The sequence below is a fragment of the Stenotrophomonas maltophilia group sp. vghtpe118 genome, assembly GCF_052605195.1.
Window position 1 is genome coordinate 3,335,237 of record NZ_CP199672.1, and the last position, 18,377, is coordinate 3,353,613.

The following is an 18,377-nucleotide window of genomic DNA, read 5'->3' on the forward strand; positions in this document are numbered from 1 at the left end:
AGTCGCGATCATCCGGGCGACGGGGAGCGCCGCGGACGGCGCCCCCGTTACGGCGATCGACAACGGCGTCAAAGCGCCTTTTCCAGCTCAGGCAGGATCGCAAACAGATCCCCCACCAGACCAATATCGGCAATCTCAAAGATCGGCGAATCCGGATCCTTGTTGATCGCCACGATCGTGCCGGCATCCTTGATGCCGGTCAGGTGCTGGATCGCACCGCTGATACCCACGGCCACGTACAGTTCCGGCGCGATGATCTTGCCGGTCTGGCCGACCTGCAGGTCGCTGGGGACGTAGCCGGCATCGACCGCGGCGCGCGAGGCACCGACGGCGGCACCGAGCTTGTCGGCCAGCTGGAAGATCACCTTGAAGTTCTCTTCCGAACCGACGCCGCGGCCACCGGAGACCACGCGCTTGGCGCTCTGCAGGTCCGGGCGGTCGCTGGCACCCGCGGCGAGGCCGACGAAGCGGGTGTGGGTCGGCAGGGCAGCATCGACGTTGGCTGCTTCGATGGTGGCGCTACCGCCCTGGGCGGCTTCCGGCCACGAGGCGGCACGCACGGTGGCGACCACGATCTGGTCGGCCGGGGCTTCCACGGTGATGATCGCGTTGCCGGCGTAGATCGGGCGCTTGAAGGTATGGCTGCCTTCAACGGTCATCAGGTCGGAGACCTGGTTGACGCCCAGCAGCGCGGCCACGCACGGCATCAGGTCCTTGCCGAAGGTGGTCGACGGGCCGAACACGTGGGTGTAACCCTTGGCCAGCTGCGCGATCTGCGGCGCCAGCACCTGGGCGATGGCCTGCGCGTTGGCGGCGTTGGTCACGGTCAGGACCTTGGCGACGCCACTGATCTTCGCGGCCTCGGCGGCAACGGCGGCCGGGTCGGCGGCCAGCACCAGCACGTCGATGCTGGCACCGCTGATAGCGGCAGCAGCGCTGACGGTTTTGGCGGTGGCGGCGTTGAGCTTGCCGTCGTGGTGTTCGGCGATAACGAGAATCTTGCTCATTACAGCAGCCCCTTCTGCTTGAGTGCGGCCACCAGTTCGGCCGCGTCCTTGACCATCACACCCTTGCTGCGCTTGGACGGTGCGGCGTACTGGGTGGTCTTGAAGGTGTCGGCGGCTTCAACGCCGAGGTCGGCCAACTGCAGGGTCTCGAGCGGCTTGGCCTTGGCCTTCATGATGTCCGGCAGCTTGATGAAGCGCGGCTCGTTCAGGCGCAGGTCGGTAGTGACCACCGCCGGCAGGTCCACTTCCAGCGTTTCCAGGCCGGCGTCGACTTCGCGGGTCACCGTGGCCTTGCCGTCGGCAATGTCCAGCTTGCTGGCGAAGGTCGCCTGCGGGCGGCCCCACAGCGTGGCCAGCATCTGGCCGGTCTGGTTGGCGTCGTCGTCGATGGCCTGCTTGCCGAGGATCACCAGGTCCGGCTGTTCCTTCTCGATCAGCTTGAGCAGGGTGCGTGCGGCGGTCAGCGGCTGGATGGCCTGATCGGTGACCACATGGACGGCACGGTTGGCGCCCATGGCCAGGCCATTGCGCAGGTGCGCCTGGGCGTCGGCCGGGGCGATGGTGGCGACCACGACCTCGCTGGCGATGCCCTTGTCGCGCAGGCGCAGGGCTTCTTCCAGGGCGATTTCATCGAAGGGGTTGGGGGACAGCTTGACGCCGTCGGTGACCACGCCGGAACCGTCCGGCTTGACCTGAATGCGGACGTTGTAGTCCACCACGCGCTTGTACGCGACGAGGATTTTCATCTGGTACGGGGTCCTTCAGTAACAGGGAGAACGTCCGGTCCTGCAACAGCAACCGGTTCGGGGGTGGGACCCCGATTCTAGCTGGCTTGAGGGAACCATGCGAATGCGTATGGTGATGCTGCGATGCCGCAAACGGATGCTGAGCCGGGAGGCGCCGTTCACGTCGTGCAGGCAGTAGTGAAGGTCATCGGCATGTATCCTGTGCCGCTGTACGGGCGCCCCAGGTGCCCCTTGGATGAATTTCGATCAGGAGAACAGGTAGTGCCCACTTGGCTTGTCACCGGCGGCGCCGGATTCATTGGCGGTAACTTTGTTCTCGAAGCCGTCGCACGCGGCATCAAGGTCGTCAATCTTGATGCGCTCACTTACGCCGGCAACCTGAAGACCCTGTCCAGCCTGGAAGGCAATCCCAACCACGTGTTCGTGGAGGGCGACATTGGCGACAGTGCCCTGGTCGCTCGCCTGCTCGCCGAACACCAGCCGGACGCGGTGCTGAACTTTGCCGCCGAAAGCCACGTCGACCGCTCCATCGACGGCCCGGGCGCCTTCATCCAGACCAATGTGGTGGGTACCCTGGGCCTGCTGGAGGCCGTGCGTGACTACTGGAAGGCGCTGCCGGCCGGGCAGGGCGCGGCCTTCCGCTTCCTGCACGTATCCACCGACGAGGTGTACGGCACGCTGGGTGAGACAGGCAAGTTCAGCGAGACCACCCCATATGCCCCGAATTCGCCGTACTCGGCGTCCAAGGCTGCCTCCGACCACCTGGTCCGCGCCTTCCACCACACCTACGGGCTGCCGGTGCTCACCACCAACTGCTCGAACAACTACGGTCCGTACCACTTCCCGGAGAAGCTGATCCCGCTGGTGATCGCCAAGGCGCTGGCCGGCGAGCCGCTGCCGGTGTACGGCGATGGCAAGCAGGTGCGCGATTGGCTGTTCGTATCCGACCACTGCGAGGCGATCCGCACGGTGTTGGCCAAGGGCCGGGTCGGCGAAACCTACAACGTCGGTGGCAATTCGGAAAAGCAGAACATCGAAGTGGTGCAGGCGATCTGCGCCCTGCTGGACCAGCGCCGCCCGCGCGCGGATGGCCAGCCGCGCAGCAGCCAGATCACCTATGTCACCGACCGCCCCGGCCATGACCGTCGCTATGCGATCGATGCGTCCAAGCTGAAGAACGATCTGGGCTGGGAACCGGCCTACACCTTCGAGCAGGGCATCGCCTTTACCGTCGACTGGTATCTGGACAACCAGGACTGGGTCAACGGCGTGCTGGACGGCAGCTACCGTCTGCAGCGCATCGGCACTGCGGCCTGAATCCTGGAGACGACATGACGCAGCGTAAAGGCATCATTCTGGCTGGTGGCTCCGGCACCCGCCTGTACCCGATCACCAAGGGCGTCAGCAAGCAGCTGCTGCCGGTGTATGACAAGCCGATGATCTATTACCCGCTCAGCGTGCTGATGCTGGCGGGCATCCGTGAGGTTCTGATCATCAACACTCCGCACGAGCAGGCCTTGTTCCAGCAGCTGCTGGGCGACGGTTCGCAGTGGGGCATGGACATCCAGTACGCGGTGCAGCCGAGTCCGGACGGCCTGGCCCAGGCCTACCTGATCGGCCGCGACTTCGTCGCTGGCAAGCCGAGCTGCCTGGTGCTGGGCGACAACATCTTCCACGGCCACGGCCTGCGCGACGTGCTCAAGCGCGCCGATGAGCGCGTGGAAGGCTCCACGGTGTTCGGTTACTGGGTCAATGACCCGGAGCGCTATGGCGTGGCCGAGTTCGACAAGAGTGGCAAGGTCATCGACCTGGTCGAGAAGCCGGAGAAACCGCGCTCGAACTACGCAGTGACCGGCCTGTACTTCTACGATGGCAATGCCAGCGCGCATGCGGCCGAACTCAAGCCGTCGCCGCGTGGTGAGCTGGAAATCACCGATCTCAACAAGCGCTACCTGGCCGAAGGCAACCTGCATCTGGAAGCTCTGGGCCGTGGCTACGCCTGGCTCGACACCGGTACCCATCAATCGCTGCTGGAGGCGTCCAACTTCATCGAGACCATCCAGACCCGCCAGGGCCTGCAGGTCTGCTGCCCGGAAGAAATCGCGTTCGGCAAGGGCTGGATCAACGCCGAGCAGCTGGAAGCACTGGCTGCACCGCTGATCAAGAATGGCTACGGCCAATACCTGCACAAGCTTGCCCTGCGTGGAGTCGTTCCGTGAAAGTGATTGAAACCAAGTTGCCCGGTTGCGTGGTGATCGAGCCGGCGGTGTTTGGCGATGCCCGCGGCTATTTCTTCGAAACCTGGAATGCCGAGCGCTTCGCCGCGCTGGGCCTGCCGGATCGCTTCGTGCAGAGCAACGTGTCGACGTCAGCGCAGGGTGTGCTGCGTGGCCTGCATTACCAGTGGCCGCGCCCGCAGGGCAAGCTGGTCAGCGTGCTGGAAGGCGAGGTCTATGACGTGGCCGTGGACATCCGTCGCGGCTCGCCGACCTTCGGCCAGTGGGAAGCGGTGGTGCTGAGTGCGGAGAACAAGAAGCAGTTCTGGATTCCGGAAGGCTTCGCCCACGGCTTTGCAGTGCTGTCCGAGCGCGCGGTGTTCAGCTACCTGTGCACCGAGGTCTACCTGAAGGACTTCGACGCCGGCGTGCGCTGGAACGATGCGGATATCGCCGTGGACTGGCCAGTCAGTGCACCGACGTTGTCGGCCAAGGACGAGAACGCGCCGTTCCTGAAGGACATCGCCGAAGACCGCCTGCCGGTCTACGTGCCATGACGGTGCTGGTGTTCGGCGGCAACGGCCAGGTCGGCCAGGAGCTGCTGCGCGCGCTGGTGCCGCTGGGGAAGGTGATTGCAACCACGCGCAGCGGCCAACTGCCCGACGGAAGTGCCTGCGAAACGGCCGACTTTGCCCGGCCCGACAGCCTGCCGGCGTTGCTGGACCGCGTGCAGCCATCGGTAGTGGTCAATGCGGCGGCTTACACCGCTGTTGATCGCGCCGAACAGGACGTCGATGCGGCCTTCGCCGCCAATGCTCAGGCGCCAGGCGTGATCGCGCGCTGGTGTGCGGCGCATGGCGTGCCGTTCGTGCATTACTCCACCGACTACGTGTTCGACGGCCAGGGCAGCGCGCCCTACCGCGAGGACGAGCCGACCGCACCGCTGGGCGTGTATGGCACCAGCAAGCGCGATGGTGAGGACGCGGTGCGTGCGGCCGGTGGCCGCCATCTGATTTTCCGCACGGCGTGGGTGTATGCCTCGCACGGCGCGAACTTCCTGCGCACCATGCTGCGCGTCGGGGCCGAGCGCGATGCGTTGCGGGTGGTGGCCGACCAGGTCGGCACGCCGACGCCGGCCGCGCTGATCGCTGATGTCACCTTGCAGGCGCTGCAGCATCCGGGGCAGTTGTCGGGTACCTGGCACCTGACCGCCAGCGGCCAGACCAGCTGGCATGGGTTCGCCGAAGCGATCTTCGCCGAGGCGTTGGTCACCGGCGTGTTGGCCAAGGTGCCGACGGTCGAGGCGATTCCCAGCTCCGAGTACCCGACCCCGGCCAAGCGTCCGGCCTGGTCGGTGCTGGACAACCGCAAGCTGCAGCAGGATTTCGGCATCGTGCTGCCAACCTGGCAGGACGGCCTGAAGCGGGTGATGGTGGAGATTGCCTGACCCTGTAGGCGGCGTGCCGACCAACGGTCGGCACCCACCCCGACCAGCGGTCGGCGGGCGCTGGGTCAGCTGCGCCCGTAGGTATCCTCGAAGCGCACGATGTCATCCTCGCCGAGGTAGCTGCCGGACTGCACTTCGATCAGTTCCAGCGGCAGCTTGCCCGGGTTGCGCAGGCGGTGGGTCACGCCCAACGGAATGTAGGTGCTCTGGTTCTCGCTGAGCAGGATCACTTCATCGCCACGGGTCACCTCGGCGGTGCCGCTGACCACGATCCAGTGCTCGGCGCGATGGTGGTGCATCTGCAGGCTGAGCGTGCCACCGGGCTTGACCGTGATCCGCTTGACCTGGAAGCGCTCGCCGTTGTCGATCGAATCGTAGGCGCCCCATGGGCGATAGACCTTGCGATGCCAGGTGGCCTCGCTGCGGCCTTCGGCCTTGAGCTGTGCCACCACGGTCTTGACCTCCTGCATGCGGTCGGCCTTGCCCACCAGCACCGCATCGTCTGTCTCGACCACGATCACGTCATCGAGGCCGACCATGGCCACCAGGCGCTGGCCGTAGGCATAGGTATTGCGGCAGTCGATGGCGATCACGTCGCCTTGGTGGGCATTGCCATCGCCGTCCTGCTGGGAGACATCGCGCAGCGCAGTCCACGAACCGACATCGTTCCAGCCCGCATCCAGCGGAATCACCACCGCGTCGGCGGTCTTCTCCATCACCGCGTAGTCGATCGAATCGGACGGAACGGCAGTGAAGGCGTCCTTGTCCAGGCGGGTGAAGTCGGCATCGCGGCGCGCCTGCTGCCAGGCCTGGCGGCTGCCAGCCAGCATCGCGGGCTGGAAGCGCTCCAGTTCCTGCAGATAGCGCGAGGCCTTGAACAGGAACATGCCACTGTTCCAGTAATACTGGCCGCTGCTGACATAGCCGGTCGCGGTGCCCAGGTCCGGCTTCTCGACGAAGCGCTCGACCGCACGCAGGCCCTGGCCATCGGCGGCCTTGATGTAGCCGTAGCCGGTTTCCGGTCCGGTCGGCACGATGCCGAAGGTGACCAGCTTGCCGGCCTCGGCAGCACCGGCCGCCGCCTGCACGGCGCTGCGAAATGCGGTCTCGTTGGTGATCACATGATCGGAGGGCAGCACCAGCAGCAGGGCGTCGGCGCCGTCGCGGGTGGCTTCCAGCGCGGCAACGGCGATGGCCGGGGCGGTGTTGCGGCCGACCGGTTCAAGGATGATCGCGGCCGGCTCGGCGCCAACCTGCTGCAGCTGCTCGGCGGCGACGAAACGGTGCTCTTCGTTGGCGATCACCAGCGGTCCACGTGCGGCAATCGGGGCGACGCGCTTCCAGGTGGCCTGCAGCATCGTCAGTTCACCCGCCAAGGGCAGGAACTGCTTCGGATACGCCTCGCGCGAAAGCGGCCACAGGCGGGTACCGGATCCACCGGACAGGATGACGGGCTGGATGCTGCTCATGCGTTCCTCGGTTACTGCTGGATGAGGCGGGAGATGTCGTCGGTGCGCGCCTGCATCAGCGCGGCATCGCCACGGGCTTCAACATTCAGGCGCAGCAGCGGCTCGGTGTTGGAGCTGCGCAGGTTGAAGCGCCAGTCGCCGAAGTCGGCACTGATGCCATCGGTGTGGTCCAGGGTGGGCGACTGCGCCGCGAAATGCTCCATCACGCGCGCGACGGCGGCCTTGGCATCGGCCACCTTGAAGTTGATCTCGCCACTGCACGGATAGGCGGACATGCGGTCTTCGACCCAGTCGGCCAGCGAGCGCCCGCTTTCGGAAACCAGCTGGGCGATCAGCAACCACGGGATCATGCCGGAGTCTGCATAGGCGAACTCGCGGAAGTAGTGGTGGGCGCTCATCTCGCCGCCGTACACCGCGTCTTCGGCGCGCATCTTTTCCTTGATGAAAGCGTGGCCGCTCTTGCACTGCACCGGTACACCGCCGGCCTGCTCGACCATGTCCACGGTGTTCCAGACCAGGCGCGGGTCATGCACGACCTTGCCGCCCGGCTTGCGCGCCAGGATCGCCTTGGCCAGCAGGCCGACCAGGTAGTAGCCCTCGATGAAGCGGCCGGTATGGTCGAAGAAGAAGCAACGGTCGAAGTCACCGTCCCAGGCAATGCCGAAATCGGCGCCGTGCTCGCGCACCGCGTCGGCGGTGGCGGCGCGGTTCTCCGGCAGCAGTGGGTTGGGAATGCCATTGGGGAAGCTGCCGTCCGGTTCGTGGCAGATGCGGATGAACTCGAACGGCAGGTGCGGTGCCAGCAGGTCGACGATGGCACCGGCGCCGCCGTTGCCGGCGTTGACCACCAGCTTCAGCGGCCGCAGCTTGCCGGCGTCGACATAGCTCAGCAGGTGCTGGATGTACGCGCTCTTGTCGTGCCGGGCGCTCTGCGCGGCGCGCGGCGGTTGCGCCGCGGACGTATCGGCGGCAACCGCATCGGAGATCGCGAACAGGCCAGTATCGGAGCTGATCGGCCGTGCGTTCTCCTTGACCAGCTTCATGCCGTTGTAGTCCATCGGGTTGTGGCTGGCGGTGACCATCACGCCGCCGGCCGCGCCCAGATGGTCGGTCTGGAAATAGACTTCTTCCGTGCCGCACAGGCCGATGTCGATCACCTCGCGCCCGGTACCGCGCAGGCCTGCGGCCAATGCATCCTGCAGCGCGGGGCTGGTCAGGCGCACGTCGTGGCCGAGGACCACTGGACCGGGAGCGAGCTGCGCGGCCAGGGCGACGCCGATGCGGCGGGCCAGGTCTTCGTTCAGTTCTTCCGGCACACGGCCGCGGATGTCATAGGCCTTGAAGGCGGGCAGGGGCATTGATCGGGATCCTTGGGGAGCTCAGCCCACGATTGTAGTCCCAGTCCTGTATGGGAATCGTTTCCATGGCGCAACGCCACGTGACTGGCGTCCAAGGGTCAGGTTAGCGTCGACCGCTTGCCCGCTTTACGCAAACGCTTGCCGGGCAGCCCCGGCAACGGCGCCAGCAGCGCCTGCACGTCTTCTTCGCTGAAGCGCGGCCCCGTAGCGCCGCCGCCTTCGAGAATGGAGTCGGCCAGCGTGGCCTTGCGCTCCTGCAGCTCGGCAATCCGTTCTTCGATGCTGCCTGCGGCGATCAGCCGGTAAACGAATACCGGCTGCTGCTGGCCGATGCGATGGGCGCGATCGCTGGCCTGGTTTTCGGCCGCCGGGTTCCACCACGGATCGAAGTGGATGACGGTATCGGCGGCGGTCAGATTCAACCCGACGCCACCTGCTTTCAGGCTGATCAGGAATACCGGCACCTCGCCTTGCATGAAGCGCTGCACCGGCGTGGCTCTGTCCTGGGTGTCTCCGGTCAGGGTCACATAGGCCAGGCCCAGATCATCCAACGCCTGCGCGATCAGCGTGAGCATGCCGGTGAACTGCGAGAACAGCAGGATGCGCCGGCCTTCCTCGACCATCGACGGCAACATGTCGCGCAGCAGCTCCAGCTTGGCCGAACCGGCATTGCGGGCCGGAGCGTCGCCTGGCAGAAGGCGCGGATCGCAGCAGACCTGGCGCAGCTTCAGCAACGCATCCAGCACCACGATATGGCTGCGTGCCAGCCCGCTGCCGCTGATGGCCTCGCGCACCTGCTTTTCCATCGCTGCGCGCACGGTTTCATAGAGATCACGCTGGCCGCCTTCCATTTCCACTGCACGCGTAATGAGGGTCTTGGGCGGAAGCTCTGACGCCACCTGGTCCTTGCGCCGGCGCAGGATGAACGGACGCAGCCGCTGCGCCAGCAAGGTGGCGCGGCGGTGGTCGCTGCCACGTTCGATCGGATGGCGCCAATGCTGGTTGAACTGTTTCTCGCTGCCTAGCAGGCCGGGCAGCAGGAAGTCGAACTGCGTCCACAGTTCGCCCAGGTGGTTTTCCAGCGGCGTGCCGGTCAGGCACAGCCGGTGGCGCGCCTGCAGCATGCGCAGGGTGATGGCCGCGCGTGACTTCGGATTCTTCACCTGCTGGGCTTCATCCAGAATCAGCAGATGGTAGGCATGTGCCTGCAGCGCCTGCTCGTCGCGCCACAGCAGAGGGTAGGTGGTGAGTACAAGGTCGTGCCCGGGAATCGCCTCGAACAGCGTTTCACGTGCCGGTCCATGCAGGGTCAGCACGCGCAGGCCCGGGGTGAAGCGTGCCGCTTCGCTCTGCCAGTTGTGCAGCAGCGAAGTGGGCACCACCAGCAGCGCTGGACGGTCCAGGCGGCCGGCTTCCTTCTCGACCAGCACATGCGCCAGCGTCTGTACGGTCTTGCCCAGCCCCATGTCATCGGCCAGCACGCCCCCCAGGCCCTGCTGGCGCAGGTACTGCAGCCACGACAGGCCTTCGCGCTGATAGGGACGCAGCGTTGCCACCAGCCCTGCCGGCGGCGGCACTTCACCCAATGCGGGTGCCTGCATCAGCCGCTGCACCATCGCCTGGGTGTCGCGCCCCCGGAACTGGAGGTGCGCCGTGTCCTGCAGCGCCTGCAGGCGGCCACGGTCAAGCGCAGACAGGCGCAGCGGCGCGCCGCGCTGGGCGAACAGGTCCGCCAACAGGGCCATGATCGGCTTCAGTCGTGCGGCCCGCAGTGCCAGACACGTGTTGTCGCCCGTCGTCAACAGGATGTTCTCATCGTCGCCGATGGCGTCCAGCTGGCCACGCATCCAGCGGGGATCGGACTGCAGCACCTGCTGCAGCAGCGGAACCATCGACACGTTGCGGCCTTCCACCTGAATATCCAGGCCCAGGTTGAACCAGCCCGCATCCGCCGGGTCCGCTTGGATGTCCAGGTCGATCACATCCACCCGGGTGATGCGATGGCGGAAATCGTCGTCCGTCTCCACCTTCCAGCCCAAGGCTTCCAGGCGCGGCACGTCGTCCAGCAGAAACCGTGTCCAGTCATGGGTGCGCAGCTGGAACTGAGGTCCTGCGCCCTCCAATGGCGCCCGCGGAGCCGTGTCGCGATGCAGTCCCACCGTGCGCAGCTCGGCCTCACGCCGTGATTCCTCAGCCAGGTCGCGGGGCAGCAGGGCAAGCTGGCCCTCCGGATCGTGTGCGAACAGGCTCGGATCGTCCAGGAACCGGATGTGCTCGTCGTATTCGAAGGCCACGGTCGCGATATCGGCCCATTGCGAAGCGTCGCCACGGCCAAGCCATGCCGGCCGGAACTCGATCGTATGCAGGCGCAGCACAGGAATCATCGAAGTGATCTGCAGGGTGGGCAGCGTGTCGCTTGCACCGGGGCGCGGCAGCGCAGGGTCGATTTGCTGCAGCATCTGTGCGACCACCGACGCTTCATTGGGTAACAAACTGGGCAGGCTCAGGAACGCGTCGGCGTCTTCGGGCCTGACATCCAGCTGCAGTGGACCGACCTCGCCGGTGACCGGGTCCAGATAACACGCACTCCGGCCCAGGACCACGCCTCTGGCGCCGCCCTCCACGCTCAACGTGGGTTCCAGCAGCGTCGCGCCCTGCGCCATGTCAACGACCCAGCCCAGTTCGCCGCGGCGTGGAGCGCCCGACCGGGCCAGCACGTCCTGCGTACCACATGAGACCCAGCCATGGCCGCTGGAGACGATCAGCTGCAGGGTGGCCGCGAAGTCGATCCATTCGTCTTTCGTCGCGGGCTGCCGCTGGGTGCGTAGCTGGATCATCACCGCCAGATCAGTCGGGGTGAGGTATGCGGGAGGCTCCAGCAGCAGGTCTGCGGTGATATCCATCCACTTGCCCGGGCTGATCGCACCATCGGCACCGTACTTGACGCGCCGGACCAGCACGGCGGGGCGATGGTTGTAGGTGGACAGTTCGAAGATGACACCGTTCCGGCGTGGCTGGGCCGGCCGGATCCGGGTGCTCTGCCAACGCGAGAGATCCGCCAGCAGTTCAGCACGCGGCGGTTGCGCCAGGTCCTGTTCGGTCAGGGGGCTCTCATCCATGGCCAGCGGTTCCAGCATGTGGGAGACCAGCACCGCCGCCACATGCTTGCAGGCGCGGCCGACGGGGCAGGAGCAGGCACTCTGCAGGCGGCTGCGCGCGGTGCGCATACTGGCGGCCAGATCGATCTCCACGTGGTAGGGATGCCTGGCCGAACCCTGCACCTCGGCCGTCAGCAGGCCCTCGCGAAGTTGCCGGTTGCGCACGCCACCCAGGCACTGCTCGCTTTTCTGCAGTGTCCATTCGTCGATCCAGCGGAACAGGTCTTCGTCAGTGAAGGTCAGCGTCATCGTAGATGGAGGGGCGCAGGCGCTGAGGCACCCTTCTGGGTGGAATCAGCCATTCTACCCAATGCCCGCCCGGTGCTCCGTCAATGCTGCGGCGCATCCAGGCCCTTCGCCGCCCTCCAGCTAGAATGCCGTCATCCTCAACGTGCAGGGTAGTACAGCAATGCAGCAATCGACTTCCGGCGGAAAGCGCGGCAAGCGCTACGCCAGTGCGGCGGAGGCCCTGCAGGGGGTGGTCGCCGATGGCCAGACCCTGGCCGTGGGTGGCTTTGGCTTGTGTGGCATTCCCGAGGCGCTGATCGCTGCGCTGCGCGACAGCGGCGCCAAAGGCCTGACCGTGATCTCCAACAATGCCGGGGTCGATGGCTTCGGCCTGGGCCAGCTGCTGGAAACGCGGCAGATCAAGAAGATGATTTCGTCCTACGTGGGCGAGAACAAGGAGTTCGAACGGCAGTTCCTGGCTGGCGAGCTGGAACTGGAGTTCAACCCGCAGGGCACCCTGGCCGAGCGGCTGCGTGCGGGTGGCGCAGGTATTCCGGCGTTCTTCACTGCCACCGGCTACGGCACGGTGGTGGCCGAGGGCAAGGAAACCCGCGCGTTCGATGGCAAGCACTACGTGATGGAGACCGCGTTGCGCGCCGACGTGGCGCTGGTCAAGGCCTGGAAGGCCGACGAGGCTGGCAACCTGGTGTTCCGCAAAACCGCGCGCAACTTCAACCCGGCCTGCGCGATGGCCGGCAAGGTCTGCATCGTGGAAGTGGAAGAGGTGGTGCCGGTCGGCGCCATCGACCCGGACCAGGTGCACCTGCCAGGCATCTACGTGCACCGCATCGTGCACAACCCGCATCCTGAGAAGCGAATCGAACAGCGCACCATCCGCGCGGAGGGCAACTGACATGGCGTGGACCCGCGATGAAATGGCGGCCCGTGCCGCCCAGGAACTGACCGATGGCGCCTACGTGAACCTGGGCATCGGCCTGCCGACCCTGGTCGCCAACCACATTCCCGAAGGCGTGGATGTATGGTTGCAGTCGGAAAACGGCCTGCTCGGCATCGGCCCGTTCCCGACCGACGCTGAAGTCGACGCTGACCTGATCAATGCCGGCAAGCAGACCGTCACCGCACGTGCGGGCGCCAGCTACTTCGGCAGCCACGACAGCTTCGCGATGATCCGCGGTGGCCACGTCAACCTGGCCATCCTCGGTGCGATGCAGGTGACCGACAAGGGCGATCTGGCCAACTGGATGGTGCCCGGCAAGATGGTCAAGGGCATGGGCGGTGCGATGGACCTGGTCGCTGGCGTGCAGCGCGTGGTGGTGCTGATGGAGCACACCGCCAAGAACGGCGAGCACAAGATCCTGGGCGAATGCACGCTGCCGTTGACGGGTGTTGGCGTGGTCGACCGCATCATCACCGATCTGGCCGTGTTCGACGTGACTGACAAGGGCCTGCGGCTGGTGGAGGCCGCGCCGGGTGTCAGCGATGACGAGTTGAAGGAAAAGACCGGCGTCGCGTTCCGGCGCGACTGATCAACGTGCGGGTGGGGGCGTACCGCCCCCTTTGCGCTCAGCTGCGCCGGGCGTAGGCGTAAGGCGTGTCCTCTTGATGGGGGATGCCCAGCAGGTCCGCCGCATCTTGCTGGCGATACCCTGCGTAGCGCGCGACCAAGGTAAAGGTTCGTTCGATGGCATGGGCAAGCGTGCCATCAACCTGACCGGCTTCTTCATCGAACAGCGAAGGCTGCAGGTGCGCGTCGAGCATTGGTCGCAACGCTTCAAGGCGAACCCAGAACATGCTGCCGGCGATGAAGGTGTCGTTGTCAGTATCGGCCTGCGGAAGCCCGAAACGGCTGAGCAGGCCTTGCACGTTGCGTTCGTTGGCACCCCAGAAGTAGTCCAGCCGCTGCACATGCCCTTCGGGGGGGACAAGGCCCAGGCCAGGATCTGCATCGAACGCTTCGACGATGAGTGCCGCGCGTTCGGGCGCCAGCAGGCGATCAACCAGTTCGTTGCGCCATTGGTCGCCGTCGTTGCGATGCGTGGAGCGCTTGGTATGCAGCTTCAGCACGATGTCCTCGCCGTCTTCCAGCAGCGCTTCGGCGAGCTGCAGGAACGGAAGGATGTCGCGGCCATGGTTGGCGAAGGAATGGATTTCGGCCTCGACCCCGCTGGCTGCCAGCACCTGCTGGATTTCCGCATGCCGCTCGTGGGGGGTGGTGACCACGACCCGCCACTGCAGGCCGGTGGCCTGCACCTTGCGGAGCAACTCAGCGAATACGTCCGGGTACCAGGCATGGATAACCACGCAGGGCCGGGCTGGGCGCTGCCGCGCCGGAGCCGGTACCAACGCGTCCCGCGTGGCCTGCAGCCAGGCGTGGCCGAGTCGCGCATCCGGTTCCAGGACCGCGCCTTCGGCCCATTCGTTCCAGGCGTTGATGAACACCATCCGCTGGCCCGTCGGCACGGCGGCGAGGCGCTCATGGATCGTGGCACGCAGCCAGTCGCGGTAGCCGCGTGGGGAGGCGTGCAGGTAAACGCGACCGCAGCCGGAACGACGTGCTTCGTTGTCCCATCCCGGGTTCACGCCCGGGTAAAGGGGATAGGCCGGCAGCGACCGGGTGGCGATCTCGGCTGCCAGTTCGCGCCAGTCGCGCACATCCCCGCTGAAGGCGGGATTGAGCAGCCACTGCTGCGCCGACAACGAGCGTGGATTGCTCATGTTCGGCGGGAATTCGACGGCGGCATCGAAGCCGATATCGCGGGGATCCGGCCGCTCGAAGCCCTGTACGTAGGCCAAGTGGATTTCGCCCACTCCGTTGTCGCGGCACCAGCGGCGCCAGCGCTCGGCGGTGGCGCGTGCATCGGGCAGCAGGTTCGGGCGGTAGACCAGCAGCATGGGCCGGCCATCGACCTTGAGCGCGCGGCGGTCACGCAGGTATGGCGCCACGTGAGCGATGAATGCCAGATCATCTTCCGCGCTGTGTTGCTGGCCGATCAGGATGTCGTCGTCGCGGCCGTCCCAGCGCCGTGCCCAGTTCTCATTCGCCCAGCACAGGCAGAACGGCAGCTCGATGCTGTCGTCGGCCAGCCACTGGCGCAGCGGGTCTTCCATCAGCGTGCGGCCGCTGAACCAGTAGAAGTAGAAGCAGAACGCGCCGATGCCGTGCTCGGCGGCAAGCTGCGCCTGGTCACGCATCACCTGCGGGTTGCGCAGGTCATAGAAACCCAGATCGGCCGGAAGCCGCGGCTGGATGTGGCCTTCGAACTGCGGCAGCGCACGGGTGACGTTGCGCCATTCGGTGAAGCCCTTGCCCCACCATGCGTCGTTTTCTGCAAAGGTGTGGAACTGTGGCAGGTAGAAAGCGACCAGCGTAGCGGGCATGGGGTCGGGCAGCGCGGCCTTCCGGTGCGGGCGGTAGCCGATCGCGGCCTCGTCGGCGCGCCAGCGCAGTTGCGCGCTGGCCCGTGACCCGCCCGTGTCCTGCTGTCCCTTCGGTGGCGGGGGCACCCAGTCGCCGTGCCGGGCCAGCCAGCGGGTGCGCACGCGGTCGCGCTGTGCTTGTGACAGCGGCAAGGCCCGGAACACGGTGCGCAGCAACGGGAACAACGACTGGCGCAGGCTCATCGGGCGTGGCCCCGATAAGTCAGGCAATCGGAGGATATCGGCATATGGGCAACGGTCATGGAGCCATTTTCAGTGCTGGCGGCCATGACGGCAAACGCAGCCGTGCTAGCGTGTGTCCATGCTGTTCCCACATGACCTGCCCGACGCCGACGTCCAGCACCTGCCGAGCTGGTTGGCTGTGGCCGATGCCGACCGGCTCCTGTCTGCGCTGCAGGCCGAAGTACCCTGGGAAATCCACCGCATCCGGATGTTCGGCAACTGGGTGGATTCGCCGCGGCTGAGCTGCTGGATCGGCGACCCGCAGGCGCGCTACCGCTACTCCGGTGCCGAGTTCGTGCCGCATCCGTGGCCGCCTGTGTTGCAGGCCGTGCGCGAGCGCCTGCGGGCCGAAGGCTACGGCCGCTTCAACAGCGTGCTGCTGAACCGCTATCGCGGCGGCGGCGACTACATGGGCTGGCACAGCGATGACGAGCCGGAGCTGGGGCCGGCCCCGGTGATCGCGTCGCTGAGCCTGGGTGTGGCGCGCCGTTTCCTGCTGCGCCGACGCGACGATCCGGCGCGCAAGGCTGAATTCCTGCTCGGCCATGGCGATCTGCTGGTAATGGCGGGGCAGACGCAGAGGTTCTACCAGCACGCGCTTCCGAAGATGGCACGGGTGCAGGGTGAACGGATCAACCTGACGTTCCGCTGGATTGCGCCGCGCTGATCGATCAGCGCGCGACGTTAGGTTGGTCGGCCTGCCCGCTCACCAGCGTCCATCCCACCACATCCTGCGCCAGCTGCTGCAGGCCGCGCTCGAAGGCCGCGGTCACCGCCGGTATGTCGGTGCTGCCGACCGGCTGCGCCTGGCGGAAGGTGCGGTCAGCCACCACGCGCTGGTCGGCGACGTGGATCAGCTTGGCGTTGACCTCGATCACCACGGTCGGCGTGGCCTGGCCCTGGTAATCCGATTCGAAGCGGCGCACGTCGGTGGACAGCTTGTAGTCGGCGCGGATGCCGGCGGTGCTGCGGGCCACGCCGCGGATGCGGCCGGAATCCTCGAAGCCGCGCAGCAGGGTGTCCTCGATCATGTCGGTGGCCGGCTGCGCCCAGCTGGCGCCCTTGTAGATCTCCAGCTGCGAGGGCGTCGGCCGCACGTTGATGCGCGGGCTGTCGACCATGCGCGCGGCGCTGGGCTTGGCCAGCACCAGCTGCCAGCTGGCCTGCGGCCACGCGGGGTCCGCCTTGACCTGCACGGACGGTGAGTACAGCGTCACCGCAGTTTTCTCGCTGCTGCCGAGGATGGAGCAGCCGCCCAGCAGGCCGACCATCGAAGCGGCCAGCAGCAGGCGCGGAAGGGGGGGCGTGCTCATTGGGGTTCGAACTCCTTGGGTGCGTCGCGGCCCAGCAGGTAGCGCGCGGGGTTGTTCTCGAGACGGTCGCTGACCCGGCGCAGGTCGCGGATCAGGCCGCGCAGTTCGGTCAGCGTCGGGCCCAGCTGGCCGAGGCCATCGTTGGCGAAGCTGTTGATCGCGGCGCGGTTCTCGCCAAGGATCGAATCGGCATTGCCGGCGGCCGAGTCGAGCTTGGCCAGGGTCGCGTCGAGCTTGTCGATGATGCCGGGCAGCTGCTGCACCAGGTTCCTGTCCAGGCGCTCGATGGTGCCGTTGGTGGTCTTCAGCGTGGTGTCCAGGCTGCGGGCGGCATCGCGCGCGCTGAGCAGCAGCGCCTGCGTGCCCTGGTCGCGGTCGGCCAGGCCGCCGCTGATCGTCTCCAGGTTGGCCAGCGTGGCGTTGATCGAGGCCACGTTGCGGTCGCTGAGGATCTGGTCCATGCGCTCGACGATGCGGTTGGCCACATCGGTGATGTTCTGCAGCGCCGAGGGCGTGGTCGGGATGATCGGTGCCGGATCCTTGTTGACCGTGGTCAGCGCCGGCGACTGCGGCGTGCCGCCGCTGAGCTGGATGATCGACGGGCCGGTCAGGCTGGTGATCGCCAGCTTGGCGCGGGTATCGGTCTTGACCGGCGTGTTGGAGTTCAGGCGGATGCGCGCGACCACCTGGCGCGGGTCGTCGGGCACCAGGTTCAGTTCGGTGATCGAGCCCACCGCGATGCCGTTGTACTGCACCGGGCTGCCCACCGACAGGCCGGTCACCGCTTCGCGGAAGACCACGCGGTACTCCTGCCAGGTGCGGTCGGAGGAGTACTTGGCCGCCCACAGGCCGAAGGCCAGCAGGGCCAGGCCGGTGATCAGGGTGAACGCGCCGATCAGCACGTAGTTGGCTTTGGTTTCCATGGCTCAGGCACTCTCGATCTGTTCGCCACGCGCGGCGCGCGCGCGGGGTCCGTGGAAGTATTCCTGGATCCACGGATGATCCAGTTTCTCGATGTCCGGCAGCGGCGCATTGGCCACCACCCTGCGGTCGGCCAGCACGGCGACGCGATCGCAGATGGCGTACAGCGTGTCCAGGTCGTGGGTGATCAGGAACACGGTCAGCCCCAGCGCTTCCTGCAGCGTCTTGATCAGGCGGTCGAACGCGGCCGCGCCGATCGGGTCGAGGCCGGCGGTGGGTTCGTCCAGGAACAGCAGCGGCGGATCCAGCGCCAGCGCCCGGGCCAGGCCGGCGCGCTTGCGCATGCCGCCGGAGAGCTGCGAGGGCAGCTTGTTGATCGCGTCGGCGGGCAGGCCGGCCAGTTTCACTTTCAGCAGCGCCAGTTCGTAGTGCCAGCGCTCGGGCAGTTCGCGGTGGTGTTCCTTCAACGGCACCTGGACGTTCTCACCCACGGTCAGCGACGAGAACAGGGCACCGTCCTGGAACAGCACACCGGTATTGCGTTCGATGTGCAGGCGGCTCTCGGCGTCGTCGGCACGCGCATCGCGGCCGAGGACTTCGATCTGCCCAGCATCCGGCACACGCAGGCCGAGGATCGAGCGCATCAGCACCGACTTGCCGGTGCCGGAGCCGCCGACCACGCCCAGGATCTCGCCGCGGCGTACGTCCAGATCCAGGTCTTCGTGCACGGTCTGGCTGCCGAACCGGTTGATCAGGCCACGCACGCGGATGGCCAGTTCGTGGCCGTCGTCGTCGCGCATGTCGAGGGTTTCAAGGGGGGCGGATGTGCTCAT

General features: G+C 66.5%; 16 protein-coding genes. 7 read left to right on the forward strand and 9 right to left on the reverse strand.

The window, feature by feature from the left end; all coding sequences use genetic code 11:
- Positions 1–68: 68 nt before the first annotated feature.
- Positions 69–1,007 (reverse strand): electron transfer flavoprotein subunit alpha/FixB family protein, encoded by a 939-nt coding sequence (locus ACUDTM_RS15215; RefSeq protein WP_445391391.1) that lies wholly within the window; start codon positions 1,005–1,007, stop codon positions 69–71.
- Positions 1,007–1,753, reverse strand: a complete 747-nt coding sequence (locus ACUDTM_RS15220; protein ID WP_014035896.1) for an electron transfer flavoprotein subunit beta/FixA family protein — start codon at positions 1,751–1,753, stop codon at positions 1,007–1,009. Before ACUDTM_RS15220 ends, ACUDTM_RS15215 begins: the two co-directional genes overlap by 1 nt.
- Positions 1,754–2,014: 261 nt before the next feature.
- On the opposite strand from ACUDTM_RS15220, the gene rfbB reads away from it, so the two are divergent.
- From rfbB to rfbD, 4 genes are read left to right on the forward strand one after another with little or no spacing between them, the layout of a single operon-like run.
- The gene (rfbB, locus tag ACUDTM_RS15225) at positions 2,015–3,070 is read left to right on the forward strand and encodes a dTDP-glucose 4,6-dehydratase (RefSeq protein WP_445391392.1); all 1,056 of its coding nucleotides are present in this window, start codon (positions 2,015–2,017) and stop codon (positions 3,068–3,070) included.
- A gap of 14 nt (positions 3,071–3,084) precedes the next feature.
- Complete coding sequence (gene rfbA, locus ACUDTM_RS15230; protein ID WP_227837888.1) at positions 3,085–3,972, forward strand: glucose-1-phosphate thymidylyltransferase RfbA; 888 nt, start codon at positions 3,085–3,087, stop codon at positions 3,970–3,972.
- Complete coding sequence (rfbC, locus tag ACUDTM_RS15235) at positions 3,969–4,526, forward strand: dTDP-4-dehydrorhamnose 3,5-epimerase (protein WP_004141806.1); 558 nt, start codon at positions 3,969–3,971, stop codon at positions 4,524–4,526. The genes rfbA and rfbC overlap by 4 nt, the downstream gene beginning before the upstream one ends.
- A complete protein-coding gene (gene rfbD, locus ACUDTM_RS15240; RefSeq protein WP_439426577.1) occupies positions 4,523–5,416 on the forward strand; it encodes a dTDP-4-dehydrorhamnose reductase in 894 nt (297 codons plus the stop codon). The genes rfbC and rfbD overlap by 4 nt, the downstream gene beginning before the upstream one ends.
- A gap of 65 nt (positions 5,417–5,481) precedes the next feature.
- Here the strand turns inward: rfbD and ACUDTM_RS15245 are convergent, their stop codons facing one another.
- The 3 genes from ACUDTM_RS15245 to ACUDTM_RS15255 all read right to left on the reverse strand — a co-directional run bounded on the left by ACUDTM_RS15245 (position 5,482) and on the right by ACUDTM_RS15255 (position 11,650).
- A complete protein-coding gene (locus tag ACUDTM_RS15245; RefSeq protein ID WP_445391393.1) occupies positions 5,482–6,885 on the reverse strand; it encodes a mannose-1-phosphate guanylyltransferase/mannose-6-phosphate isomerase in 1,404 nt (467 codons plus the stop codon).
- Between the two features lie 11 nt (positions 6,886–6,896).
- On the reverse strand, positions 6,897–8,243 hold the full coding sequence (locus ACUDTM_RS15250; RefSeq protein ID WP_445391394.1) for a phosphomannomutase: 1,347 nt from the start codon (positions 8,241–8,243) through the stop codon (positions 6,897–6,899).
- Positions 8,244–8,341: 98 nt separating this feature from the next.
- Positions 8,342–11,650, reverse strand: coding sequence for a DEAD/DEAH box helicase (locus tag ACUDTM_RS15255; protein ID WP_111008214.1), 3,309 nt, complete (start codon positions 11,648–11,650; stop codon positions 8,342–8,344).
- Between the two features lie 160 nt (positions 11,651–11,810).
- Between ACUDTM_RS15255 and ACUDTM_RS15260 the strand changes: the two genes are divergently transcribed.
- Both ACUDTM_RS15260 and ACUDTM_RS15265 read left to right on the forward strand, forming a co-directional pair.
- Positions 11,811–12,542: a CoA transferase subunit A gene (locus tag ACUDTM_RS15260; RefSeq protein WP_069139451.1), complete on the forward strand. Its 732-nt coding sequence runs from the start codon at positions 11,811–11,813 to the stop codon at positions 12,540–12,542.
- Position 12,543: 1 nt separating this feature from the next.
- Complete coding sequence (locus tag ACUDTM_RS15265) at positions 12,544–13,176, forward strand: CoA transferase subunit B (protein WP_438915132.1); 633 nt, start codon at positions 12,544–12,546, stop codon at positions 13,174–13,176.
- Between the two features lie 37 nt (positions 13,177–13,213).
- On the opposite strand, the gene ACUDTM_RS15270 is transcribed toward ACUDTM_RS15265, so the two are convergent.
- Positions 13,214–15,271, reverse strand: coding sequence for a glycoside hydrolase family 99-like domain-containing protein (locus ACUDTM_RS15270; protein ID WP_438915133.1), 2,058 nt, complete (start codon positions 15,269–15,271; stop codon positions 13,214–13,216).
- A 118-nt stretch (positions 15,272–15,389) separates the two neighbouring features.
- On the opposite strand from ACUDTM_RS15270, the gene ACUDTM_RS15275 reads away from it, so the two are divergent.
- The gene (locus tag ACUDTM_RS15275; protein ID WP_439426578.1) at positions 15,390–15,977 is read left to right on the forward strand and encodes an alpha-ketoglutarate-dependent dioxygenase AlkB family protein; all 588 of its coding nucleotides are present in this window, start codon (positions 15,390–15,392) and stop codon (positions 15,975–15,977) included.
- Positions 15,978–15,981: 4 nt separating this feature from the next.
- On the opposite strand, the gene ACUDTM_RS15280 is transcribed toward ACUDTM_RS15275, so the two are convergent.
- The 3 genes from ACUDTM_RS15280 to ACUDTM_RS15290 are packed head-to-tail and all read right to left on the reverse strand — an operon-like array spanning position 15,982 to position 18,377.
- The gene (locus ACUDTM_RS15280) at positions 15,982–16,623 is read right to left on the reverse strand and encodes an ABC-type transport auxiliary lipoprotein family protein (RefSeq protein WP_438915135.1); all 642 of its coding nucleotides are present in this window, start codon (positions 16,621–16,623) and stop codon (positions 15,982–15,984) included.
- Positions 16,620–17,546 (reverse strand): MlaD family protein, encoded by a 927-nt coding sequence (locus tag ACUDTM_RS15285; RefSeq protein ID WP_088496891.1) that lies wholly within the window; start codon positions 17,544–17,546, stop codon positions 16,620–16,622. The genes ACUDTM_RS15280 and ACUDTM_RS15285 overlap by 4 nt, the downstream gene beginning before the upstream one ends.
- A 3-nt stretch (positions 17,547–17,549) precedes the next feature.
- The gene (locus tag ACUDTM_RS15290; protein ID WP_445391395.1) at positions 17,550–18,377 is read right to left on the reverse strand and encodes an ABC transporter ATP-binding protein; all 828 of its coding nucleotides are present in this window, start codon (positions 18,375–18,377) and stop codon (positions 17,550–17,552) included.